The 24,819-nt window shown below is 56.9% G+C and carries 25 protein-coding genes (1 of these 25 cut by a window edge); all 25 read left to right on the forward strand.

The window, feature by feature from the left end:
• The first annotated feature begins 17 nt into the window (after window positions 1-17).
• Window positions 18-374 (forward strand): FtsB family cell division protein, encoded by a 357-nt coding sequence (locus ACZF99_RS00310; protein ID WP_483608070.1) that lies wholly within the window; start codon window positions 18-20, stop codon window positions 372-374.
• Between the two features lie 125 nt (window positions 375-499).
• Complete coding sequence (locus ACZF99_RS00315) at window positions 500-976, forward strand: S1 domain-containing RNA-binding protein (protein ID WP_059040379.1); 477 nt, start codon at window positions 500-502, stop codon at window positions 974-976.
• Between the two features lie 455 nt (window positions 977-1,431).
• Window positions 1,432-3,861, forward strand: coding sequence for a stage II sporulation protein E (gene spoIIE / locus ACZF99_RS00320; RefSeq protein WP_483612457.1), 2,430 nt, complete (start codon window positions 1,432-1,434; stop codon window positions 3,859-3,861).
• A gap of 183 nt (window positions 3,862-4,044) precedes the next feature.
• Window positions 4,045-4,788, forward strand: a complete 744-nt coding sequence (locus ACZF99_RS00325; protein WP_483608072.1) for a vWA domain-containing protein — start codon at window positions 4,045-4,047, stop codon at window positions 4,786-4,788.
• Entirely contained in the window at window positions 4,760-5,713 is a 954-nt protein-coding gene (locus tag ACZF99_RS00330) for a protein kinase domain-containing protein (protein ID WP_483612459.1), read from the forward strand. The genes ACZF99_RS00325 and ACZF99_RS00330 overlap by 29 nt, the downstream gene beginning before the upstream one ends.
• A gap of 264 nt (window positions 5,714-5,977) precedes the next feature.
• A complete protein-coding gene (tilS, locus tag ACZF99_RS00335; RefSeq protein WP_483608074.1) occupies window positions 5,978-7,447 on the forward strand; it encodes a tRNA lysidine(34) synthetase TilS in 1,470 nt (489 codons plus the stop codon).
• 44 nt (window positions 7,448-7,491) lie between these two features.
• Window positions 7,492-8,031 carry a hypoxanthine phosphoribosyltransferase gene (hpt, locus tag ACZF99_RS00340; RefSeq protein ID WP_483608076.1) on the forward strand — a complete coding sequence of 180 codons (540 nt, stop codon included), beginning with the start codon at window positions 7,492-7,494 and terminating at the stop codon, window positions 8,029-8,031.
• 100 nt (window positions 8,032-8,131) lie between these two features.
• Entirely contained in the window at window positions 8,132-10,261 is a 2,130-nt protein-coding gene (gene ftsH / locus ACZF99_RS00345) for an ATP-dependent zinc metalloprotease FtsH (protein ID WP_483608078.1), read from the forward strand.
• Between the two features lie 79 nt (window positions 10,262-10,340).
• Window positions 10,341-10,748 (forward strand): hypothetical protein, encoded by a 408-nt coding sequence (locus ACZF99_RS00350; protein WP_483608080.1) that lies wholly within the window; start codon window positions 10,341-10,343, stop codon window positions 10,746-10,748.
• Between the two features lie 103 nt (window positions 10,749-10,851).
• Window positions 10,852-11,790 carry a quinolinate synthase NadA gene (gene nadA, locus ACZF99_RS00355; protein WP_483608082.1) on the forward strand — a complete coding sequence of 313 codons (939 nt, stop codon included), beginning with the start codon at window positions 10,852-10,854 and terminating at the stop codon, window positions 11,788-11,790.
• 36 nt (window positions 11,791-11,826) lie between these two features.
• Window positions 11,827-13,443 (forward strand): L-aspartate oxidase, encoded by a 1,617-nt coding sequence (gene nadB, locus ACZF99_RS00360; RefSeq protein WP_483608084.1) that lies wholly within the window; start codon window positions 11,827-11,829, stop codon window positions 13,441-13,443.
• Entirely contained in the window at window positions 13,433-14,299 is an 867-nt protein-coding gene (nadC, locus tag ACZF99_RS00365; protein ID WP_483608086.1) for a carboxylating nicotinate-nucleotide diphosphorylase, read from the forward strand. The genes nadB and nadC overlap by 11 nt, the downstream gene beginning before the upstream one ends.
• A gap of 8 nt (window positions 14,300-14,307) precedes the next feature.
• Window positions 14,308-15,072: a type III pantothenate kinase gene (locus ACZF99_RS00370; protein WP_483608088.1), complete on the forward strand. Its 765-nt coding sequence runs from the start codon at window positions 14,308-14,310 to the stop codon at window positions 15,070-15,072.
• Between the two features lie 177 nt (window positions 15,073-15,249).
• Complete coding sequence (gene hslO / locus ACZF99_RS00375) at window positions 15,250-16,140, forward strand: Hsp33 family molecular chaperone HslO (protein WP_483608090.1); 891 nt, start codon at window positions 15,250-15,252, stop codon at window positions 16,138-16,140.
• 258 nt (window positions 16,141-16,398) lie between these two features.
• Window positions 16,399-17,337, forward strand: a complete 939-nt coding sequence (cysK, locus tag ACZF99_RS00380; protein WP_483608092.1) for a cysteine synthase A — start codon at window positions 16,399-16,401, stop codon at window positions 17,335-17,337.
• A gap of 144 nt (window positions 17,338-17,481) precedes the next feature.
• Window positions 17,482-19,038 (forward strand): anthranilate synthase component I family protein, encoded by a 1,557-nt coding sequence (locus ACZF99_RS00385; protein ID WP_483608094.1) that lies wholly within the window; start codon window positions 17,482-17,484, stop codon window positions 19,036-19,038.
• A gap of 1 nt (window position 19,039) precedes the next feature.
• Entirely contained in the window at window positions 19,040-19,621 is a 582-nt protein-coding gene (gene pabA, locus ACZF99_RS00390; protein WP_483608096.1) for an aminodeoxychorismate/anthranilate synthase component II, read from the forward strand.
• Complete coding sequence (locus tag ACZF99_RS00395) at window positions 19,618-20,586, forward strand: aminotransferase class IV (protein WP_483608098.1); 969 nt, start codon at window positions 19,618-19,620, stop codon at window positions 20,584-20,586. The genes pabA and ACZF99_RS00395 overlap by 4 nt, the downstream gene beginning before the upstream one ends.
• Window positions 20,567-21,403, forward strand: coding sequence for a dihydropteroate synthase (gene folP, locus ACZF99_RS00400; RefSeq protein WP_483612461.1), 837 nt, complete (start codon window positions 20,567-20,569; stop codon window positions 21,401-21,403). Before ACZF99_RS00395 ends, folP begins: the two co-directional genes overlap by 20 nt.
• Window positions 21,404-21,430: 27 nt before the next feature.
• Complete coding sequence (gene folB / locus ACZF99_RS00405; protein ID WP_483608100.1) at window positions 21,431-21,793, forward strand: dihydroneopterin aldolase; 363 nt, start codon at window positions 21,431-21,433, stop codon at window positions 21,791-21,793.
• 11 nt (window positions 21,794-21,804) lie between these two features.
• Window positions 21,805-22,353: a 2-amino-4-hydroxy-6-hydroxymethyldihydropteridine diphosphokinase gene (folK, locus tag ACZF99_RS00410; protein ID WP_483608102.1), complete on the forward strand. Its 549-nt coding sequence runs from the start codon at window positions 21,805-21,807 to the stop codon at window positions 22,351-22,353.
• The gene (locus ACZF99_RS00415; protein WP_483608104.1) at window positions 22,305-22,511 is read left to right on the forward strand and encodes a helix-turn-helix domain-containing protein; all 207 of its coding nucleotides are present in this window, start codon (window positions 22,305-22,307) and stop codon (window positions 22,509-22,511) included. Before folK ends, ACZF99_RS00415 begins: the two co-directional genes overlap by 49 nt.
• Before the next feature lie 45 nt (window positions 22,512-22,556).
• Entirely contained in the window at window positions 22,557-23,558 is a 1,002-nt protein-coding gene (gene dusB / locus ACZF99_RS00420; RefSeq protein ID WP_483608106.1) for a tRNA dihydrouridine synthase DusB, read from the forward strand.
• A 368-nt stretch (window positions 23,559-23,926) separates the two neighbouring features.
• Window positions 23,927-24,403: a transcription elongation factor GreA gene (greA, locus tag ACZF99_RS00425; protein WP_009226297.1), complete on the forward strand. Its 477-nt coding sequence runs from the start codon at window positions 23,927-23,929 to the stop codon at window positions 24,401-24,403.
• A 109-nt stretch (window positions 24,404-24,512) separates the two neighbouring features.
• A protein-coding gene (lysS, locus tag ACZF99_RS00430; protein WP_483608108.1) for a lysine--tRNA ligase crosses the window boundary here: on the forward strand, window positions 24,513-24,819 show its 5' end (the start). Its footprint extends 1,202 nt past the window's final position; 307 of the gene's 1,509 nt are visible here — the first part of the coding sequence; the start codon lies at window positions 24,513-24,515; its stop codon lies beyond the right edge, outside the window.

The raw sequence follows: 24,819 nt of genomic DNA on the forward strand, positions 1-24,819 counted from the left end.
CGCTGGGAGGTGCCCTGATGCGCAAAGCGTCGACAAATCCGACTCCATCCAACTCCAATCCGTCTTCCGGAAACGGGTCTGCTTTCGCCAAGCGCAGGCTGCGGCTCTGGATGGGATTCATGATCCTGTTCATGGGTTGGGCCGGGTACACGTATATTTCCCAAGCCGGGGACATTGGCGGCAAATCTCAGCAACTGGCGGAACGGCAAGCTGCCAAGGCGGCCAGCGAACAGAGCTTGAACCAACTCAAATATGAGATTAACCGACTGAACGATCCCGAGTACATCGGACAAATTGCCATGAAAAAATACGGTCTGTACAAACCGGGCGAAATCCCGGTTCGGGTATCCGAGTCCGAAGCCGGAAATGACTGACCCCATGCGGGTTGACGGGACATCCGTCTGTTGACCTTGTATCCGTCATTCGGTATAATCAAATCACCGCAGTCATGATTTTCGAGGCCTGGCTGTATATTTTTAAGGGAGGATCATTTTATTTTATGGCAATTGAAGTGGGCACCAAGTTAGAAGGCAAAGTGACAGGCATCACGCATTTCGGAGCATTTGTGGATCTGTCAGGAGGTGTCACGGGTCTCGTTCACATCTCGGAGATCGCCGACAATTACGTTAAAGATGTCAACGATCATCTGAAGATCGGCGATACGGTTACCGTCAAGGTGATCAATGTCGATAAGGACGGCAAGATCGGACTTTCCATCAAGCAGGCTGTTGACAAACCGGCCGAAGCCAGGCCGCCTCGCGCACCGAGACCGGACCGGCCAAGCGGAAGAGACGGAGACCGTCCGGGCGGCGGATTTAACCGGGACCGGGGAGGACGTTCCTTCAAGCCCCCAGCCAACAAAGCTTCTTTCGAAGATAAAGTCTCCCGTTTCCTGAAGGATAGCGAGGAACGCATTTCTTCGCTCAAGAAGAATACGGAAGGCAAACGTGGAGGACGCGGAGCCAAACGAATGTAATCCCTGAAAATTTAACGATCAAACCCACCGTAGGCGGCTCGCTCGCCTGCGGTTTTTTGTTTTGTTTTGCGATTGACCTTCCCCTCAAAGCATCTTTTGTCGCCTCGGATCTTTTTGCCGACAGGTTCTTACGGTTTTTTACGAAGAGTGCGCTCGGACGGCCGCTTTTCGCTAACCAAGCCCGTGAACTTCGATGCGAACATAAAAACCCCTGATGCGGCCCATCGCTATGGGGGGCTTGCATTCGCGCCGTGTCGGCGCCCCCTCTCAATTTGTCGGAAATTTCTTTGGCCCCTGCTCCGGTATCTGACAAACTTTCCGGTTCTGGCCTCCTATAATGGGACATACCTTATTAATTTGGAAAAGGCGGTGCCAGGATGTTGAACAAGTGGAATGTCACTCTGTTTCCAGGGATGAGAAAGGCAAAGACATGGGACAAGGGGGCGTGGCGGAGCATGCTGCTGGATCAGCCGGTCATCCGGCGGGCCGGACGGTTGCTCGCGGTCAACAAGTGGAACGGCTTGCTTCTTGCGATGAGCTTCCTGTTGGGCAGGGCGACGATATTGGACGAGCTGGCTCCTTTTGCGGTTGCTTTCTTCGCGGTGATTCTGTTTATGCGGCGGGATATCGCCTGGATCGCAGGCGCAGCGATGGTCGGAGGGGCGCTGCTGACGCCGGATGCGCATCTCCATGCCGCAGTAATTGCCGTCGAGCTGCTGATCTTCTATTTGCTGCAAAAAGGGCTGGAGACGTTCGAACGGGCGGAGCTTTCCTATGCCCCGATCATGGTGTTTACGAGCACCTTCTTCGTCGGGATGTTCGGGGCGGTGATCGGTCCTTCGCTGACCTGGTACGCGCTGGCGATGACCGTGATGGACGCGCTGCTGAGCTTTGTCCTGACGCTCGTCTTCATCCAGGCGGTCCCGGTGTTTACGTACCGGAAGAAGCATTATCAGCTGCGCGGCGAGGAAATTTTATGCCTGGTGATCCTGCTGGCTTCGGTCATGACCGGAACGGTCGGGTGGGAAATCCAAGGGTTATCGGCCGAGCATGTGCTGTCGAGATACCTGATCCTGCTGTTCGCTTTGGCGGGTGGTGCGCCTTTAGGTGCTTCGGTCGGCGTAATAACCGGGCTGATCTTAAGTCTGGCGGACACGTCGGCCCTGTACCAGATGAGCTTGTTGGCGTTCTCCGGGATGCTTGCCGGGATGCTGCGGGAAGGGCGCAAATGGGCCGTTGGGTTCGGGATGCTGCTCGGCTCGTCGATTCTGTCGATCTACATCGCCGGTCCGGCGGATGTGATGTCCTCCACTTGGGAGAGCTGCGCTGCAGTTCTGCTCTTTCTGTTGACCCCCAAAAAGACGGTCCAAGTCATCGCCAAATACGTGCCCGGCACGCAGGAGCATGCCAAAACCCAGCATGAGTACGCCAAACGGGTACGCGACATTACGGCCGGTCGGGTGGCGCAGTTCTCCCAAGTCTTCAAGCAGCTGGCGCGCAGCTTCGGACAGGTGTCCAGCACCGGGGAAATCGCCAAGCGCGGCGAGGAGATCGACCATTTCATGAACGCGGTGGCCGAGGGAGCTTGCGCCACTTGCTTCCGTAGGAACACGTGTTGGGACGGACGGTTCTATCAGACGTACAAGCTGATGACGGAGATGATGACGGCGATCGAGGAGAAGCCGGACATCACCGTCGCCGAGCTCCCGGCCAGGTGGGGCAAGCTGTGTGCGAAAACCGACCAGGTGCTGGACATCATGAAACACGAATACGACCTGTATCAGCATGATCTGCATTGGAAACGGCAAATCTACGACAGCCGCCAGCTGGTGGCCGAGCAGCTCTCGGGCGTCTCGCAGGTCATGGAGGACCTGGCCCGGGAAATCCAGCGCGAAGGACAAGCCATGTACAAGCAGGAGGAACAAATCCGCGAGGCGCTGGAGAAAATGGGCCTGTCCATTCACAGCATCGATATCGTCAGTCTGGACCACGGCAACGTGGAGATTGAGATCGTCCATGCGTATACCCGCGGTTTCGACGAATGCCGGAAGATTATCGGGCCGCTCCTGACGGATATTTTGGGTGAGCATATCGCGGTAATGAATGAAATCCATCACGGAGGCAAGGAAGGGTTGGCAACCGTCACGTTCGGATCGGCCAAAGCATTTGAGATCACGACGGGGGTTGCCGGCACCGCCAAAGGCGGGGACATGCTCTCGGGCGACAGCTTCAGCGCCAAGGAGCTCGGCAACGGGACGTTCGCCGTGGCGATCAGCGATGGCATGGGCAACGGGGAGCGGGCGCTGCTCGAGAGCAGCACGGCGCTGAACATTCTCGAGCAGTTGCTGCAGTCCGGCATGGAGGAGACGCTGGCGATCAAATCGGTCAACTCGATTTTGATGCTGCGCTCGCCGGATGAGGTGTATGCGACCGTGGACATGGCGCTGATCGATCAGTACACGGCCCGGACGACATTCATGAAGATCGGCTCGTCGCCAAGCTTCATCAAACGGGGCCAGGAGGTGATCCCGGTCACGGCCAGCAATCTGCCGATCGGCATCATCCAGGATATCGAGGTCGATCTGGTGTCCGTCCAGCTGTATCCGGGGGACACGCTGATCATGATGACCGACGGGATCTACGATGCGCCGGGGCCGGCGGTCAACAAGGAGCTGTGGATCAAGCGGCTGATTCAGGAGATCCAGGCCGAAGAGCCGCAGGAGATCGCCGATTGCCTGCTGGAGTCCGTCATCCGGTACCAGAAGAACATTATCCACGACGATATGACCGTGGTCGTCGCCAACGTCGACCATCTGCGGCCCGAGTGGTCCACGCTGCACATCCCCGGCATCAGCCGGCTGGAGCGGCCGCGAACAGTGAGTTAGAAGCGAGCTTGAGGTGAGAACCTCAGGTTCTTTTTTTTCCTCCGAAAACCTCTTATTTATATCAAAGTTGCTTTCACCGCTGTTGCAAACCCTCTTCGCCAATCCGGTTTGAATTCGAACCTCGCTGGAAATGATAGATAAGAGAATGTCGAACTCTATCTATTAAGAAGGGCGGGTAACGAGATGAAACAGATCATGTTGATTACGGACGGATGTTCCAATGTCGGAGAAAGCCCGGTGATGGCCGCGGCGCTGGCCAGGCAGGAAGGGATCACCGTGAATGTGGTGGGCATCGTCGACTACGGTACAATTGGAGAGCTGGGGAGCCTGGAGATTTCCGAGATCGCCAAGGCCGGCGGCGGCATGAGTCGGATTGCCGGAACGGAGAATCTGGCGCAAACCATGCAAATGCTGACCCGAAAAACGGTTGTACAGACGATACAGCAGGCGGTTCATAAAGAGATCAAGCAGATTCTGGGCGATCAAACGGTCGGCGACTTGCCGCCGGAGACGCGCTCGCAGGTCGTGGAAGTCATCGACGAACTGAGCGAGAGCAGCCCGCTTCAAGTGGCGCTTCTGATCGATGCCAGCGCCAGCATGAAACCGAAGCTGCGGGCCGTAGAGGAAGCGATCCGCGACATGATGCTGAGCCTGGGGTCGCGGAAAGGGGAAAGCCGGCTGGCCGTATTCCATTTTCCCGGTTCGCACAGTGGAGAGGACGCCGTTCTGGACGTGGACTGGACCGGCGATTTGGGGTCGGCGCGTTCGATCTTCCAGCATCTCGTCATGAGAGGGGCAACGCCAACGGGACCGGCGCTCTTGAAGGTGATGGATTTCATGCGATATGGTACACTGAATGAACGTGGTAAGTCTTGGCATGAGAAGACGGAGGGACAAGATGGAATCCTCGGCGACTACGTCGTCTAAAATCAACCTGCCGCAGGGAACGCGGATTACCGGACGCTGGAACGGCGGACGGTATGTCATCCAGCGTTTGCTGGGGCAAGGGGCCAACGGCGTCGTATTCCTGGTGAAACGGGAGAAAAACGGAAAATTGTACGCCCTGAAGCTGGGCTTTGATACGTTGGACATCCAATCGGAGATCAACGTGCTGAAAGCGCTGCAACGCCAAGGGCGGCGGCGGGGCGCGGCGGAACGGGATCTCCATTACCTGGTGGAGGTGGACGACTTCACCTACCAGGGGAGGGAGATTCCTTTCTATGTCATGCGCTATGTGCAGGGGGAACCTCTGCGCGCTTTTTTGGCGCGGCGGGGTGCGCGCTGGCTGGACGTGGTCGGCCTCCAGCTGCTGCAGCAGCTCGGACGGCTGCACAACTCCGGCTGGGTGTTTGGCGACCTCAAGCCGGAGAACGTGCTTGCCGGCCCTTATGGCGAGGTCGAACTGATCGATTACGGCGGGGTCACCGGCAAGGGACGGAGTGTGAAGCAGTTCACGGAGTGGTACGACCGCGGCTTCTGGGGGGCCGGAAGCCGTACGGCGGATCCGGCCTACGACTGGTTTTCTTTTGCGGTCGTCTGCATTCATCTGCTTGCCGAGACCCCGCTGAAGAAGGCGGCCACCCAGTTGCCGCAGACGCGCAGCCGCAGCGATCTTCTGGCCATCGTGGATGGGCACGAGGTGCTGGCGCCGTACCGCGCCTGGCTGAAGCGGGCCTTGAACGGGGAGTTCCGCGATACGGCGGAGGCCTGCCGCTTATGGAAGGAACTGGTCGCGGACCGGTTCGCTCCGCGGCGCCGGACTAAGCCCGCCACACCGGGCTGGATCGTCGGCGCGTTTGCCGTGTCGCTGACGCTGCTCGCCTGCGCGCTCTATTTGACACTAAGGTTCTAGCGACCCGCCTTCCGCAGCTAACGGACACCAGAGACGCTATTGGTTTGTGATAATGGCCCCTCCGATTCCTACGGACTGAGGAGACCTTATTTCGGAAAATAGCGGCAAACGGGTCCATTGAGAGGCCCCTTAAGGCTACTTGAGTCCGTTAGGTTGGGAAATCGCCGGGAAATGGGTAAATAAGATCATTACGGTCCGTTACGTTTACGAACTAACTCACATGGCACCAAGGGCGCGCTCATTTTCGAGGGAAGGGGGATGCCGATGAAAGAATCCACGTTGTACCGATTGACGGAGCAGGTTCGGCGCCTCGGCCGGCAAGAGCGGTTATGGTCCCCCGGGGACATGATCGTCGTGGCGGTGTCCGGCGGGGTCGATTCGACGGTGCTTCTGCATATAATGAAGGAAATCGCCGCGGACAAGGAACTGGGTCTGCGATTGATATGCGCCCACCTTCATCACGGCTTGCGCGGAGACGAAGCCGACCGGGATGCGAAGTTTGTACGGGAGCTGGCCGGGCGCCTCGGTATCCCCTTTGACCTGGGACATGCCGATGTGCGGGCCTATATGAAGGAAACGGGAAAAAGCCTGGAGCTGGCGGCCCGGGAGAAACGGTACGAATACTTGCATCAGGTGGCGGAGCGCTGCGGGGCATCGTCCATCGCGCTCGCCCATCATGCCGATGACCAGGCTGAGACGGTGCTGATGCGGCTGCTCCGCGGGAGCGGCCCGTCCGGGTTGTCCGGCATGAGACCCAAACGCCGGGAAAAAAATGTGGAACTTATCCGTCCCCTGCTTCGTATATACAAGACGGATTTGCTCCGGGCGTGCCGCGAATCGGGGCTTTCTTTCGTGGAAGACAGCAGCAACCTGGACACGGAGCTTACGCGAAATTCGGTCCGGCTGGATGTGTTGCCTTTTTTGGGGCAATATAATGGTCAGTTGGCGGAATCGCTGAACCGGTTGGCGGAGCTGTCTGCGGCGGAGGACGATTATCTGCAGGTGGAAGCCTCCAAGGCATTTGCCGACCTCGTGCGGACGGAAGACGGCGGAATTCTCTCGTTATCGGCTCCGCTTTTCGCCGTTTTACATGTTGCTTTACAACGGAGGTTGATTAAACTAATATTAAATTATCTGCCTTTAAGCACGGAGGATGGCGATTTTGTGAAGGTTGAGGCCATTCGCCGAGGGACGATTCAGGATCAGCCCACAACGTGGAGCCTGGATCTCGGCTGCGGCGTCAAGTGCGTACGCGAGTACGGCGCGATCCGCTTTATCCCCCCAGCTGCGGAAAGTCGGATTCCTCATTATACATATCTGGTGGAACAATTTCCGGCGGTAGTGCCGATCAAGGGCACGGGCCAGAGCTTGCGAATGGCGCGGCTTGGGTCCGGCAGGGAGGGCGTTCTCGCAAAGGCAGAGGGCAATAACGACGAAGCGAAATTTGATGCGGATGAGCTGGTCTATCCGCTTACCGTGCGTTCCCGGCTTCCGGGAGATACCATGAAGGTTTTGGGATTAAACGGCAGCAAAAAGGTAAAAGATATTTTCATCGATGCGAAAATACCTCCATCCCTCCGCTCCCGCATCCCGATTGTGACGGATGCCGCAGGCCGGATCCTATGGATTCCCGGCGTTCGCCGTTCCGCGGTCGCCGCGGTGAACCCGCGCACGACTTCCGTCGTGCATATGGTTCTGACTCGTGCCGAGAACCGTTCGTACCTTGAGGATTAGCGAAAGACCGGCATTCATAGTATAACGTAGGAGGTTCACTTATTTTGCTAAACGATATCCAGGAAGTTTTGATTACACGAGAACAAATTCAGGAGAAGGTCGCCTGGCTGGGCAAGCAGTTGAGCGCGGAATACGAAGGACGCAATCCGCTCGTGATTTGCATTTTAAAGGGCGCTTTTATTTTCATGGCGGACCTGGTCAAGGAAATCACCGTGCCGATCGAGCTTGATTTCATGGCCGTCTCCAGCTATGGGGCTTCGACTCGTTCTTCGGGGGAAGTCAAGATTATCAAGGATCTGGATAACTCCGTGGAAGGCCGCGATATCCTGATCGTGGAGGACATTATCGATAGCGGGCTGACGCTCAGCTACTTGATCGACGTTCTCGAACGGCGCAAGGTGAAATCCGTAAAAATCGTAACGCTGTTCGACAAACCGGCGCGGCGTACGGTGAATTTGGAAGCGGACCTGTCGGGATTCGTTCTGCCGGACGCTTTCGTTGTCGGATACGGGTTGGATTATGCCGAGAAATACCGCAACCTCCCATTCATCGGAGTATTGAAGCCGGAAATCTACACCAGTTGATTTCGTCGTTCGCATGGACGAGGGACCATCCTTGGCGGATTTTTGAAATGGCGAGATTGGCTATGGTAAAATAACTTAAGGTCTTGAGAGGAGGTAGGGGATGAATCGGTTCATCCGGAATTCTGGTTTTTATTTAATACTTTTCTTAGTCGTGGTGGGCATCGTCCAATTCCTCAATGGCGGACAAGAAGCAACCGTCACCCCTAAGTATTCGGAATTACGTCAGGAACTCAAAGATAACAATGTGGCTGATCTAACCGTGAAATTTGACGGTTACGCTTATCTGGTAACCGGTAAGTATAAGGAAGCTGACGAAAACGACAAGACGAAGAATTTCTCACTATATGTTCCTTTTGATGAGAACGTCGTCAAGGAAATTATCGCTTATAGCGACCAGAACGGTTTTAGTGTGGAATGGAAGAAGATGCAGGGGGAAAGCATCTGGCTTACCTTCCTGACCTCGATCGTTCCGCTTGCGATCATGTTCATCCTGTTCTTCTTCCTGTTCAATCAAGCGCAGGGCGGCGGCGGCAAAGTGATGAACTTCGGCAAGAGCCGGGCGCGCCTTTATAATGAAGAGAAGAAGAAGGTTACGTTCGAAGATGTCGCGGGTGCCGATGAAGAGAAGCAAGAGCTTGTGGAAGTCGTTGAGTTTCTGAAAGATCCGCGGAAATTCTCCGCGGTTGGTGCAAGAATTCCGAAAGGCGTTTTGCTTGTGGGCCCTCCGGGTACCGGTAAAACCTTGCTCGCTCGGGCGGTAGCCGGCGAAGCCGGAGTTCCGTTCTTCAGCATTTCCGGTTCCGACTTCGTGGAAATGTTCGTCGGGGTCGGGGCATCCCGCGTCCGGGATTTGTTTGAAAATGCGAAGAAAAACGCACCATGTATTATCTTTATCGACGAAATCGACGCAGTTGGTCGTCAGCGGGGCGCTGGACTCGGCGGCGGGCATGACGAACGCGAACAAACATTGAACCAATTGCTCGTGGAAATGGATGGTTTTGGCGGCAACGAGGGCATCATCATCGTCGCCGCAACGAACCGTGCGGATATTCTGGACCCGGCCTTGCTGCGTCCGGGACGTTTTGACCGCCAGATCACGGTTGACCGTCCGGATGTGAAGGGCCGCGAGGCGGTGTTGAAAGTGCATGCGCGCAACAAGCCGCTGACCAAGGACGTCAAGCTGGACGTCATCGCGAAGCGTACGACCGGCTTCACCGGTGCCGATCTGGAGAACTTGCTGAATGAAGCGGCGCTCCTCGCAGCACGGCGGAACCGCAAAGATATCTCCATGACGGAAGTGGACGAAGCGATCGACCGCGTGATCGTCGGGACCGAGAAACGCAGCCGCGTGATCAGCGACCGCGAGAAACGGATCGTGGCTTATCACGAAGCGGGCCATACGATTGTGGGTTACTTCCTGGAGCATGCCGACATGGTGCATAAAGTGACGATCATTCCGCGCGGCCGCGCCGGCGGGTATGTCATTATGCTGCCGAAGGAAGACCGCATGCTGGCGACGAAGAACGAATTGCTGGATCGGGTAACCGGTCTGCTTGGGGGCCGCGTATCCGAAGAGCTGTTCATCGGCGAAATCGGGACCGGGGCCTACAGCGACTTCCAGCAGGCAACCAACATCGTGCGCAGCATGATCATTGAATACGGGATGAGCGAGAAGCTTGGACCGATGCAGTTCGGTACGTCGCAAGGCCAGGTGTTCCTGGGCCGCGATATCGGCCACGAACAGAACTACAGCGATCAAATCGCTTACGAGATCGATCAGGAAATGCACCGCTTCATCAGCGAATCGTACGAACGCTGTAAGCAGCTCCTAACCGAGCATGCCAAGGAGGTTCACCTTATTGCGGAAACGCTGCTTGAGGTCGAGACGCTGGAGCTGGATCAAATCAAGTCGTTGATCGAGACCGGCACGCTGGGCAACCTGAAGAAAGACGGCAAAGACGACGGCAGCGGTTCTTCGGAATCGGGTAAAGTGGCGATCGACAGCGTTGGTGATGTTCGCGTCCGCATCCAAGGCAAAGCCGAGGATCCGGCACCTGCCGCTCCGGCTGGCGACATCCCGAACGACGTTCCGGGCGGCACCGCCAGCGATCGGACGAATGATCCGGTCGTCGACGCACCGCAAGGCACCGTCAGCGATACGCCGGGTCAAGCCGGTTCGGCCGACGAGGACAAGGATTCAAACAACGATGGAGGCAAACCAAACGCCTAAACCATATCAACAAAGACCTGAACCGGGAAACGTCACGTTTCCCGGTTTTTTTAATCCCAACAAGGTAAGGTCGGCATGAATGGCTAGGCTAACGCTTGTCAGCGAAGTTATTTGGACTCAAGCGGGGGGATTGAGAGTTGTAACGCTTAGCTTATGGCGAAGCTTATTTGCGGAGTTTCATCCGAATGAAGGGAATATGGGACGGATAAGCGCGATGACAAGCGTTAGAAAATGCAAATTCTCTCTTTTCGCCAATATAAGAGTTCTGGTCAGCGTTAGAGTTCTTTCGGGACGAGATGTACCAAAAATTTTAGATAATCGCGAACGCTCGAATCTCCCCGTTAATCCTGATTTTTCCTTGAAAATCAATGGCAATTGCGGCTATACGCAAACAGACGGCGCATTGACAGTGCCTTTCACCTTGTGTAAATTAGTTGATAAACACCGTGTGAAATTTAATACGTTCTTGCCGTTTCACGCAGGATAGCCATACAACGCAGCAGGAGACCCGGCCGATGCGAAGAGATAGAGAGCCAAGCTCCGGGTTGAACAGCAACAACGACACATGAGCTTATGGGGGAGGAATTCAAGTGGAGGCTCTAGCGCTTGAGCGCAAAGCCGAAATGAACCGCGAATTGCGGGAAAGGCTGGTTCAGCTCAAGAAAGAACGCAACGCGATCATACTGGCGCATTATTATCAACGGGATGAGATCCAAGAGGTTGCCGACTTTCGGGGCGATTCTTTTTTGCTGGCCCAGAAGGCCGCTTCGACCGAGGCGGAGACGATCGTGTTCTGCGGCGTGCATTTTATGGGCGAGAGCGCCAAGATTTTGGCGCCGAACAAGACGGTGCTGATTCCCGACGAGCGCGCGGGCTGTCCGATGGCGGACATGGTGAACGTCGACGGCTTGCGCAAGCTGAAAGCCCAGCATCCGAACGCCAAAGTGGTAACCTACATTAACTCTTCCGCGGAAATCAAAGCGGAGACGGATATCTGCTGCACCTCGTCGAACGCGGTGAAGGTGATCAATTCCGTCGATGCGGACGAAATCATCTGGGTACCGGATAAGAATCTTGGCCATTATGTGCAGCAACATACCGACAAGAAGCTGATCATTTGGGAAGGCTACTGCAACACGCATGATATGTTGACGGTCAAGGACGTCGTTGAGATGAAAGCGAAATACCCGAACGCCGAGTTTGTCGTGCATCCGGAGTGCCGTCCGGAAGTGGTGGCGATGGGCGATTTCGTGGGCAGTACCACGGCGATTTTGGAATACTGCAAAAATTCGTCCGCTCGGGAGTTTATCGTCGGCACGGAAGACGGAACCGGGTATCAGCTTCGCAAGGACAGCCCGGACAAGACATTCCATTTTGCCACCAAGTTCCTGGTTTGCCCGAACATGAAAGTCAACAACCTGAAGAAACTGGTCAAATGCCTGGAAACGATGCAGCCGCAAATTTACGTACCGCCCGTCGTTGCCGACAAAGCCAGATTATCCTTAGAGCGCATGTTACAAGTCAAGTAGCATGCGCTACTCTCTTGTCCAAGATAGGTGACGATCGTGATTCCACAATATTTGGTTGATTTCGAGGCAGGCCGGCTGCCGGTTGTCGATACGGATGTGATCGTGATCGGCTCGGGGATTGCGGGGCTTTTTACCGCTATTAAAGCAAGTGAAAAAGATCGCGTGATCCTGATCACGAAAAAAACAATGATGGAGAGCAATACCCGCTATGCGCAGGGCGGCATTGCCGCCGTAATTTCCGAGGACGATTCCCCCGCCTATCACCGTCAGGATACGCTGCTGGCCGGGGCAGGCTTATGCTCGTCCGAAGCGGTCGATATTCTGGTCAACGAAGGGCCGGAAGGCGTAAAAGAACTGATGATGCTGGGCACGGCCTTCGATTTGGAGAACGGCGAGCTTGCCCTTACGAAAGAGGGAGCGCACAGCCATCGCCGCATTTTGCATGCCCATGGGGACGCGACGGGGTATGAGATCGTGCGGGCCTTGTCCGAGCAGGCGGGAGCCCATCCCAACATCGAGGTTTGGGACAATCATTATGTGATCGATTTGATTACGGAGGAGGACGAATGCCTGGGCGCGCTTGTACAGCGGCCCGACGGGCAGCGCGTGTTCCTGCGCGGGAATGCGACGATTCTGTGCTCCGGGGGAGCCGGGCAGCTATACCGCTATACGACCAATCCCGAGGTGGCTACGGGCGACGGGGTCGCCATCGCTTACCGGGCTGGGGCGCTCCTCCGCGATATGGAGTTTATTCAGTTTCATCCCACATCGTTATGTTACCCCGGGGCGCCGCGGTTTCTAATCTCCGAGGCGGTGCGCGGCGAAGGGGCCGTGCTGCGCAATATCAAGGGCGAGCGGTTCATGAGCAGATACCATGAGCTGCTGGAACTGGCCCCCCGGGATATCGTAGCCCGGGCCATTGTCAGCGAAATGGAGGCGACGGGCGCAAGCATCGTCTACCTCGATATCACGCATGAGGATCCGGAGAAGGTGCGCGCAAGGTTTCCGACGATTTACGAAACCTGCCTGAGCTACGGGCTCGATCTGACGTCCGACTGGATTCCGGTCGCTCCGGCTGCGCATTATATGATGGGAGGCGTCCGCGTCAACCATCACGGGGAGACCAGTGTGCACCGCTTGTTCGCCTGCGGGGAGGTTTCTTCGACCGGCGTGCACGGCGCCAATCGGTTGGCCAGCAACTCGCTCTCGGAGGCGATCGTGTTCGGCCGTCGGATCATTCAGCGGATCCGGGAGCTGCCGCCGCGTACCCGGACCGGCGAGACGGTCTCTTACCGGGCCGGCCGTCAGGCTCCGGCCCCCTCCTCGCTGGCGGAACGCCGTTTGGATTTGCAGAAGACGATGGTGCGCCGCGTCGGCTTGCGCCGAACGGCGGAGGGGCTTGCCAAGGGCATTCAGGAGCTGGAGCGGCACCGGGCGATTTTTGACCAGGCGCTACATACCCGCGACCAGTGGGAATACGCCAATATGCTGACCTGTGCGCTGCTGCTGGCCAAATCGGCGCTGGCCCGGGAGGAGAGCCGGGGCGGGCATTACCGCGAAGACTTCCCGGCGCGCAGCGACGAGAAGTGGCGCAAGCATCTTCTGTGGCAGCGGGATCAAGGAATGTTGGAGGAAATAAGCGATGATGTTTAATGGATATAATGAAGGGCTCGTGGAGGCCATCCGCGGCTGGCTGAAGGAGGACGTTGGCTCCGGGGACGTGACGACCGCAGTAACGATCCCTGCGGGCCATGAGTCCAAAGGGATTATTCACGCCAAGCAGGGCGGGGTTGTGGCCGGAATGCCGGTGGCTCAGCTCGTATTCGAGATCGTCGACCCGAACCTGACGTTTACGCCGCACGTGAAGGATGGCGAGCGGATCGAGAAAGGCGCGATTCTGGCCGAGGTTGAAGGAAGCACGCATAGCATTTTGACCGGGGAGCGCTTGGCGCTCAATTTGCTGCAGCGTTTATCCGGGATCGCTACGCGCACGAAGACTTATGTGGAGGCGCTTGGCGGGCTGCCGACCCGGCTGGTGGATACGCGCAAAACGACGCCGGGCCACCGGATGCTGGAGAAGTATGCCGTCCGTACCGGCGGAGGTTCGAATCACCGCTTCGGGCTGTACGACGCCGTCATGATCAAGGATAATCATATTAAAGGGGCCGGGGGCATCGCCCAGGCGGTCAGCCGCGCCCGCACCCATATTCCGCACACGATGACCATCGAGGTGGAGACGGAAAGCCTGGAGCAGGTCGAGGAAGCGCTGCAATCCGGAGCGGACATCATTATGCTCGACAACATGGCTCCCGAGCTGATGAAGGAAGCGGTGCGCCGCATCAAAGCCAAAGCGCCGCATGTAACGGTGGAAGCCTCGGGCAACGTGTCGCTGGAAACGATCCGCGGCATTGCCGAGAGCGGCGTGGACGTCATTTCCGTCGGCCGGTTGACGTATTCTTTTGAAAGCCTCGATATCAGTTTGGATCTGAACGGCAAAAAGGAGGGCTGACGAACGCGATGTTCCTTGTGGTCGATGTAGGCAATACGAATATCGTACTGGGGATTTACCGGGGGAAGGAGCTGCTCCATCATTTCCGCATCAGCACGAACCGCCAGGCAACGGTGGACGAGTACGGGGTCCTGATCCATAACCTGTTCTATATGGTGGGCATCCGGGAGAGCGAGATGGATGGGGTCATCATTTCTTCGGTTGTCCCGCCACTCATGCACGTACTTGAGGAGCTGTGCGAGAAATATTTGCGGCACAAGCCGCTGATTGTGGGCCCGGGCATCAAAACCGGCCTGAACCTGCGCTACGAAAATCCGCGCGAGGTCGGAGCGGACCGGATTGTCAACGCGGTGGCCGCCATCGAGCAGTACGGCGGGCCGCTGGTGGTCGTCGACTTCGGCACGGCCACGACGTTTGACTGCATCGATGCCGCAGGCAATTACCTCGGCGGCGCGATCGTGCCGGGCATCGGCATCTCGACGGAAGCGCTGTACCAACGCGCTTCCAAGTTGCCGCGCATCGAGCTCGAAAAGCCGAGGAAAGTCATCGGCCGAAATACGGTGCATGCGATGCAGGCCGGGATTATTTTTGGCTATGCCGGACAGGTTGACGGCATTGTAGAGCGGATTGCCCGGGAGATGGGCGCGAAACCGAAGGTCATTGCCACCGGGGGATTAGCCGAGCTGATCGCCGGCGAAACGCGGACGATCGAGGAGGTTAATTCGCGCCTGACCTTGGAGGGGCTCCGAATCATTTACGAACGCAATCAATAACGCGGGTAATGGTTATACTGGTAGAAGTTATAGTTCAAGTTCAAAAAGTTTGGTTTTCAGGACCGAAGCTTATGCTTCCGAAGTGCGTTTTACCAAAACGCTTCAGGTCGGATGAAGCTAGGGACTGCTGATTTTTGAACTACCTCATAAGAAGAAACGAGGGGAGGTCCTTCGATCATGGACCAGAACAGCAAGCAAGACCGGTTGATCCGCGGGATCGCCATAGGCGGGAAAGTACGCGCCTTCGCCGTCCGGACGACCCGACTCGTGGAGGAACTGCGCCGCCGGCATGATACTTATCCGACCGCGACGGCCGCCTTGGGGCGCACGGTGACCGCTGCCGCCATGATGGGCGCGATGCTTAAAGGCGAAGAGAAGCTGACCGTACAAGTCAAGGGCGACGGGCCGATCGGACAAATCATTGCCGACGCCAACGCCAAGGGCGAGGTGCGCGGTTACGTCAAGAACCCGCATGTGCATCTGCCGAGCAACAGCCAGGGGAAACTGGACGTGCGCGGCGTTGTCGGGACGGATGGATTTATCCATGTGACGAAAGATTTGGGGCTCAAGGAGCCTTATCGCGGCAGCGTGCCGTTGATTTCCGGCGAATTGGGCGAGGATTTCACCTATTATTTTGCCGTATCGGAGCAAACGCCTTCCGCCGTCGGATTGGGCGTGCTGGTGGACGTGGACAACGCGGTGATCGTGGCGGGCGGCTTCATTATTCAACTGCTGCCGGGCTTAAGCGATTCGGACATCGACTCGATCGAGAAGGCGGTTGGCCAGCTTCCGCCGGTGACGACGCTGCTTGATCAGGGATTGGAGCTCGAGGATATGCTGCGCCGGATCGTGCCGGACGTGCAGGTACTGGAGGAAATGGATATCGTGTTCTCCTGCAACTGTTCCCGGGAGCGGGTGGAGCGAACGCTGATCAGCTTGGGCAAGAAGGAGCTGGAGGAACTGCGGGACGAGGACAAAGAGACGGAGGTCGTCTGTGATTTCTGCAACGAACCGTATTTGTTTACGCCCGAGGATCTCGATCGATTGATCACTCAGGCGGAGAAATAAGCGAAAAGGCTGGACTCGCCGAAACGGGACGAAAGGTACTTTGCGGATAAGGTGAAACAGACCTTGGAGGCAAAGTATTTTTTGTGACTTTTCTTGACAACTCCGATCGGGGTTGTTAAGATAATAATCAGAAAACCAACTTAATTACTCGGAAATAAATGAAAGCCGATAAATCGCACATCCTATATTGTCTAAGCTTTCATTTTTGGGCAGCCAGATCGACGGGGTTATTTTTTATCCAAAGGGAGGATATTTGATATGGCAAAAGTCGTGAACAATGTAACGGAATTGATCGGAGATACGCCGCTGGTCCGTTTGAACCGGGTCGTACCGGAGGATAGCGCTGAAATCTATGTGAAGCTGGAATACCAAAATCCGGGCTCCAGCGTAAAGGACCGGATTGCGATCAGCATTGTGGAAGAAGCGGAAAAGGCCGGCAAGCTGAAGCCGGGCGGCACGATTATCGAAGCGACGAGCGGCAACACGGGGATTGGCTTGGCGATGGTAGCGGCGGCGAAGGGCTATAAAGCCGTAATCGTCATGCCGGAGACGATGAGCTTGGAACGCCGCAACCTGCTGCGCGCATACGGGGCGGAGCTTGTCTTGACGCCGGGAGCCGAAGGCATGAACGGCGCGGTGAAGAAGGCCGAGGAGCTGCTGGCGGCGAATCCGGATTATTTCCTGGCGGATCAGTTCAGAACGCAAGCGAACGTGAAGATTCACCGCGAGACGACCGGACCGGAAATCGTTGAAGCGATCGAATCGCTGGACGGACGTCTGGATGCGTTCGTTGCGGGGATCGGTACGGGCGGTACCATTTCCGGCGCTGGCGAGGTATTGAAGAAACGGTTCCCGGATCTGAAGATCTACGCGGTTGAACCGGCGGCATCGCCGATTCTGGCCGGCGGCAAACCGGGCCCGCATAAAATCCAAGGCCTGGGTGCGAACTTCATTCCGGAAATTTTGAATCGTGAAATTTATGATGAAATCATTCATGTCGAGAACGAAGAAGCGTTCGAACAAGCGCGTACGGTAGCGAAAGAGGAAGGCATCCTGTCCGGCATTTCCTCTGGCGCCGCGGTGTTTGCCGCATTGAAGGTGGCCAAGGAACTGGGCAAAGGCAAACGTGTCGTCGCCGTGATCCCAAGTAACGGCGAACGTTACCTCAGCACGCCGTTGTACAATTTCGAAGCCTAATCGTTCCGCGGGAGAGCGCTTGACCTTCCCCCGGCCGTTCCAACCGAACGGTCCGGGGGCTTTTATTTTTAGGCGGTCTTCGAGTATACTAGCTTCCAATAAGAGAAGAGCTTCTCGACGAAGATTTGGAGGATCACGCGGCTCATGGAAAAAATCACGACTTGGGAGCAATGGAGAGATTGGGCAGCGTCGGGTCATTGGACGATGTTGCCTTTTGCGGTCAAATGCCCGCTAGCGGTTTCCGGTCTGCCCGAGGATTGGTCCCGGGCCTGGGAGGAAGCCGGGCCGTACGCTTGCGTGTTGGAGAGCGGCAAGGGCGGACGCTACACTTTTTTGGGCTTGGAGCCGGTCTCGGTGATTCGGGGCAAGGGAAATGAAGCCGTCGTGCACAATAGAGGTGTCGGAGCGGCTTCGGTTGTGTCGGGCAAGCCGCTGGAGCTGCTGCGGGACTGGATGGCGCCGTACCGGTCGCCCGGCGTCCCCGGGTTGCCGAAATTCAGCGGCGGCGCCGTCGGGTACCTCGCTTACGACGTGGCGCGATCGCTGGAGCGGCTGCCGCATCTGGCGCAGGACGATCTTGGCTTGGACGACTACGTCTGGATGCGGCTGGAGGAGCTATGGGCCGTCGATCAGGCCGAAGGCGACGTGTATTGCGTCGTCCATGTCCCCATCGCTTCGCCGAACCCGGAGGAGCTGCGCGAGTGCTACCGCCGCGCCGAAGCGCGGGCCTTGCGGATGGCGCAGCGTTGGGCGGACTTTTACGCGGCGGCGACCGATACCGTTGCAACGGGAGGCTCGTCGGCGTTTTCTCCGATCGGTGACGAGGAGCTGGAGCGCCGCCGCTTATCCGTCTCGATGACGCAGGAAGCGTTTGAAGCGGCGGTACGGCGGGTACAGGAATATATCGCCGCCGGCGACGTATTCCAGGTGAACCTCTCGCTTCGCCAGGCTTTTCCGTTGGCGGCGGCACCCGAGCGGGTATACGAGCAGCTTCGTCGGCTGAATCCCTCGCCGTACATGGGCTTGCTCCGTTTCCCCGATTTCCGGCTCGTGTCCGCATCGCCGGAGCTGCTGGTAAAGGTGGAGCAAGGGAGGATCCGCACGCGCCCGATCGCCGGGACGCGGCGGCGGGGGCATACGCCGGAAGAGGATCGGCGGATGGAGGCGGAGCTGCGCGCAAGCGAGAAAGAGCAGGCCGAGCATATCATGCTGGTCGACCTCCTGCGCAACGATATCGGACGCGTAGCAGAGTTCGGGACGGTGCGGGTTAGCGAGCTGTTCACCGTGGAGCGTTACTCGCACGTCATGCACTTGGTATCCGAGGTTGAAGGAGTGCTGGGTGCGGAGTACACGATTTACGATGCGATCGCCGCCGTTTTTCCGGGGGGAACGATCACCGGAGCGCCGAAGGTGCGGACGATGGAAATTATCGAGGAGCTGGAGCCTGTTACGAGAGGGCCCTACACCGGTGCGATGGGATGGATTGACTATGCCGGGAATATGGAATTAAATATTATTATACGTACGCTGGTCGTGAAGGACGGCGTCGGTTATTTGCAGACGGGAGCCGGCATCGTGATCGATTCGGACCCGTACCGCGAGTATAGGGAATGCTTCAACAAAGCCAGAGCCGTTGCTCTGGCCGTTCAACAGATTAAAGAAGAGCCGGCCGGACAAAGTCTAGGACAGGAGATGAGATGAGATGATTTTGGTGATTGACAACTATGATTCTTTTACGTACAATCTGGTGCAATATTTAGGCGAGTTAGGCGAGGAAGTCACTGTCCGCCGCAACGATGAGATCGATCTTGCGGGAATTGAGGCTTTGCGGCCGGATCATATCTTAATATCCCCCGGCCCGTGTACGCCCAATGAAGCCGGGATTACGCTGGATTTGATCGAGCGTTTTAAGGGAGTGATCCCGATTTTCGGCGTTTGCCTGGGGCATCAGGCCATCGGCCAGGCCTTCGGCGGCAACGTGATTCGTGCCGAGCGGCTGATGCACGGCAAGACATCGCCGATCCACCACCAGGGGGAATCGGTGTTTGCCGGACTTCCGTCCCCATTCACGGCCACGCGGTATCATTCGCTGATCGTGGAACGCGAGAGCCTGCCGGATTGCCTGGAGATTACCGCCGAGACGGCGGAAGGGGAAATCATGGGGCTGCGTCACAAGAAGTACGCCGTGGAGGGCGTGCAGTTCCACCCGGAATCGATCATTACCCAGCATGGCCACCAGATTCTCCGCAACTTCCTGAATCGGAAGGCGGAAGCGAAAGCATGAATTACATCGGGGTGGATGGCGTTCCGACCCCGGTCGATCAAGCCGTGATCTCCGTAAGGGATCACGGCTTTATGTACGGGATCGGCTTGTTCGAGACGTTTCGCACGTACGGGGGGCGGCCGTTTCTGTTGGAGCGGCATCTGGATCGGCTGATGGCGGGCTGCAGGGCGCTAGGGATCGGCTATCAGGCTCATCTCGATCGGGTCAAGGCGGAAATCGTCGAGCTGCTCAAGCTGAACGGATTGGCCGAGGGCTACATCCGGTACACGGTGACAGCCGGCGAAGGGCCGCTGGGACTGCCGGCCGGCGACTACGACAAGCCGAAGACCGTGATATATATGAAGCCGCTGCCGGAGCCGGGGGCTTCGTTGTACACGGACGGGAAGCCGTTGTGGCGGCTGGCAACCCCCCGGAACACGCCGGAAGGCGAGGTTCGTTTCAAATCGCTGCACTATATGAACAATGTGCTGGCGAAGCGCGAGCTGGCCCGGCTGGAGCGCGAGGCGCAGCAGCAGGCATCGACCGCTTTCGCGGCGCACGAGCCGCGCCCCGCTGCCGCTCCGCCCGAAGGACTGCAACTGACGGCCCAAGGCTGGTTGGCGGAGGGGATCGTCAGCAATGTATTTTTTGTACGGAATGGCAAATGTTATACGCCGGGTACCGATACCGGCATTCTCCCCGGCATCACTCGCGCCATGGTATTGGAGCTGGCGGCCGTACTGGGCGTTCCGACGGAGGAAGGCCGCTACACTTGGGACGAACTGATGACCGCCGACGAAGTGTTCCTGACGAATTCGATTCAGGAGATCGTCCCGGTGACGGAATTGGCGGAGCCCTGTAAGCATGGTGGCCGGGAGGCACGGCGGATTACGGTTGGCGGCGGCCGAATCGGGCCGGTTACGCAATTGCTGCTGGGGAAGTATAGGGAGAAAGCGAGGGATGGCGATGGAGCCGATCATATATAATCGCAGCTATCGGCTGGGCGAGGCGTCCTTTACGCTCGGCGAACGCACGTTGGTGATGGGGATTCTGAACGTAACGCCGGACTCTTTTTCCGATGGGGGCCGGTATAATAACGTGGAGCGCGCTCTGCAGCACGCCCGTGAGATGGTTGCGGAAGGCGCCGATATCATCGATATCGGCGGGGAGTCTACGCGTCCGGGCCATGAGCCCGTTAGCGAACAGGAAGAACTGGAGCGGGTCATCCCGGTAGTGGAGGCGCTCCATCGCGAGCTGCCGCAGGTTCCGCTGTCGGTGGATACGTACAAAGCACAGGTGGCTAGGGAAGCGCTGAGGGCCGGAGCGCACATCATGAACGACGTATGGGGCTTTAAAGCGGAGGCGCGGATGGCGGAAGTCGCGGCGGAGTTCGGTTGTCCGGTTGTTTTGATGCATAATCGCCATGATCGCAATTACGGCGATCTGCTTGCCGATGTGGCGGCGGATCTCGGCGAATGCGTGGAGATCGCCCGCCGCGCCGGCGTGCGCGACGAGAACATCATTTTGGATCCCGGCATCGGCTTTGCCAAGGATTACGCGGAGAATCTGCGCGTTATGCGCGCGCTGGACAAGTTGGCGGCAATGGGTTTTCCGCTGCTGCTTGGCACGTCCCGCAAAAGATTCATCCGCACCGCCCTGGACCTTCCGGTCGATGAGGTGGTGTTCGGCACGGCGGCGACCGTGGCGCTGGGCATTGCGCAGGGCTGTCAGATCGTCCGTGTCCATGACGTGAAGGAAATCAAGCAAACGGTGCGGATGTGCGATGCGATCGTGTACACTTGATAAACGACTGGAAAAGGAGCGGAAATGATGGATAAAATGGTGCTGCGGCGCATGGAATATTACGGGTACCACGGCGTATTTGAGGAGGAGCGCAAGCTGGGTCAGCGCTTCTACGTGGACTTGGAACTGGAGCTGGATCTGCGCCCGGCGGGGGTCGGCGACGACTTGACCCAAACGGTAAATTACGCCGAAGTGCATGAGCTGGTCAAGACCATCGTCGAGCAGAAAAGCTTCCAATTGATTGAAGCATTGGCGGAGCATATTGCATCCGCGGTTTTGGACACTTATACTAGGGTAGATGCGTTAACGGTTCGCGTTACGAAGCCGCACCCACCGTTCGATATCCGTTTCGACGGCGTAACGGTGGAGATGTACCGTTCCAGAAAGTGAGCCCATCATTTATGAACATGACTTCTCCCTCTGAGTATTCAGAGGCTTATATTGCTTTAGGTGCCAATCTGGGAGACCGCGAGGCCACCCTGATGCAGGCGATTACGGCGCTGCAGGAGCATCCGGCAATCGAGGTGCTGCGCTGCTCCGATTTATACGAGACCGATCCGGTAGGTTATCTGGATCAGCCTTGTTTTGTAAATATGGCACTTGCGCTGCGTACCTCGTTGGAACCCGAGGCGTTGCTTACCGTCATGCTGGACATCGAGCTTCGTTTGGGGCGGGAGCGCAAAATCCGTTTCGGGCCGCGTACAGTAGACCTTGATTTGCTGTGGGTCGGTGGCAGAGTTATGGATACGCCGCTGCTGACGTTGCCTCATCCGCGAATGATGGAGCGGGCTTTTGTGCTCATCCCCTTGTCCGACGTCGTGCCGGAAGGAGAACCTTCCGGGCTGTATGAGCGTATTCACAATGCCTTGGACACCCTAGATGGAAAGGAAGGCGTCCGGTTTTGGAAAACATGCACCTGGCACAGCGCATCCGCGCTTTCCGAAAACTGAAAGGCTTTACCCAGCAAGAGCTGGCTGAGAAATCCGGCGTATCCCTAGCGTTATTGGGAGCAGTGGAACGGGGAAACCGCCGGGCGGATGATCAAATTTTAACTAAAATTGCAGATTGTTTGGGCATCTCCTTAACGGATTTGAAGCCCGATCCATAAGCGGACCGCTTTTCAAACTACCTTATCGTATTGGAGGGAACCATCTTGCTGAAGATAGGCGATATTGAATTGAAAAACCAGGTCGTGCTTGCCCCGATGGCAGGCGTATGCAATCCGGCCTTCCGCCTAATTGCCAAAGAATTTGGGACGGGGCTTGTCTGCGCGGAGATGGTTAGCGATAAAGCGATCCTTCACGGCAATAAGCGCACTAGAGAAATGCTTTTTGTTGACGAGCGGGAAAAGCCGCTCAGCCTGCAAATTTTCGGCGGGGACCGCGCGTCGCTCGTAGAGGCGGCCAAAGTCGTCGATCAGGAAACGAACGCCGACATCATCGATATTAATATGGGCTGCCCGGTGCCGAAGGTTACGAAATGCGACGCTGGCGCACGTTGGTTGCTCGATCCGAATAAGATTTACGAGATGGTCTCGGCCGTTGTGGATGCGGTGAGCAAACCGGTAACGGTGAAAATGCGCATCGGTTGGGACGCGGAGCATATTTATGTCGTGGACAACGCCAAAGCGGTGGAACAAGCCGGCGGCAACGCCGTCAGCGTCCATGGCCGGACGCGCGAACAACTGTATACCGGCACGGCGGATTGGAGTTATATCCGTCAGGTGAAGGAAGCCGTCTCGATTCCCGTCATCGGCAACGGCGACGTGGCCACGCCGGAGGATGCGAGACGAATGCTGGATGAGACCGGCTGCGACGGCGTGATGATCGGACGCGGGGCGCTGGGAAACCCGTGGATGCTGTACCGGACGGTTGAGTACCTGAAGACCGGCAAATTACTGCCGGAGCCGGACGCTCGGGAGAAAATCCGTATTGCCGTCCTGCATATGGATCGCTTGGCCGCACTTAAGGGCGAGCATGTGGCCGTTCGCGAAATGCGTAAGCATTTGGCCTGGTATTTGAAAGGCCTGAAGGGTGCGGCGCGCATCAAGGATCTCATTATGGAAGAAACCCGGCGTGACGGGATGGTGCGGATTCTGGAGGAGTTTGTTGAAAACTTAACGGCGGGAACGGTTCATGCCGAGGTGTCCGCCTAAGATTGGTTTCGGGTGGGGGACCCATTTTTTTGGGTGCCTCCTTCTTCATGAAACGTTTACATTTGTAAATTCGGGTGTCATTGACATTTGACAATCGTTCACCTATAATTTCACAATATAAATTCGCCTCAAGCGTTAGTCTTCCCCCTTGGGGTGGTCTGACCCTTATCTGATAATGCATATGATATACACAATGAGTCAGGAGTTCAGAGGCCATTGCTGCCGGAAGCGAGCGCTTCCAAGCACCTAAGCGGCAGTGGAACGGCAAAGGAACATTTCCTTTCGGGAAGCGTTCATTTTCCAGGAGGGTTTTCGGGTGCCGCACGCACCGTGCGAAAATTTTTTCCATGACAGGAGAATCGGTTGAGATGAGCGATAAAGAAGTTATCCTTACCCAGGACGGTCTGAAGAGACTGGAAGAAGAATTGGAAAACCTGAAATCGGTGAAACGCCGCGAGGTTGCGGAGCGGATTAAGGTCGCCATCGGATACGGGGATATCAGTGAGAACTCGGAATACGAGGACGCGAAGAACGAGCAGGCCTTTATTGAAGGGCGGATCATCACGCTCGAGAAGATGCTGCGCAACGCGCGGATCATCAACAACGACGAAATCGACACGGATACGGTAAGCATCGGTTCGATCGTGACGGTGGAGGATCTGGAATTCGGCGATACGATGGAATATGCCATCGTCGGGACGGCGGAATCCGATCCGATGCAGAACAAAATTTCGAATGAAAGTCCTGTCGGCAAAGCAATTCTCGGGAAGAAAAAGGGCGCCATCGTGGACGTCAACGTTCCGGCCGGCGTGATTCAATATAAAATCGTGGACATTAAGAAGTAAGGCGGAATGAGCGACGAAAGAAGCTTCCCCAGCGGAAGCTTCTTTCACTGTTTCTTTTGTCGGCTTGTCGGCGAGCAAATTTAGCGGGATTAAGGAGTGGAATAGGGCTATGAGCGAAGAGAACAATAATCAGGAAGCCTTGGAGGTCAGCGAGCTGCTGCAGATTCGCCGCGATAAATTGGACGAGCTGCGCGGGCTTGGGATCGACCCTTTCGGCAAAAAATACGAACGCACCCATATGGCGGGCGATATTCTCCGGCAGTATGACGGAATGACCAAGGAAGAATTGGAGGAGAAGCAGGTCGAGGTGTCCATCGCCGGCAGAATCATGGCCAAACGGGGAATGGGGAAAGCCAGCTTTGCGCATCTCCAGGACTTGTCGGGCAAAATCCAGATCTACGTCCGCCAAGACAGTG

The organism is Paenibacillus sp. JL3B1040 (assembly GCF_057063165.1).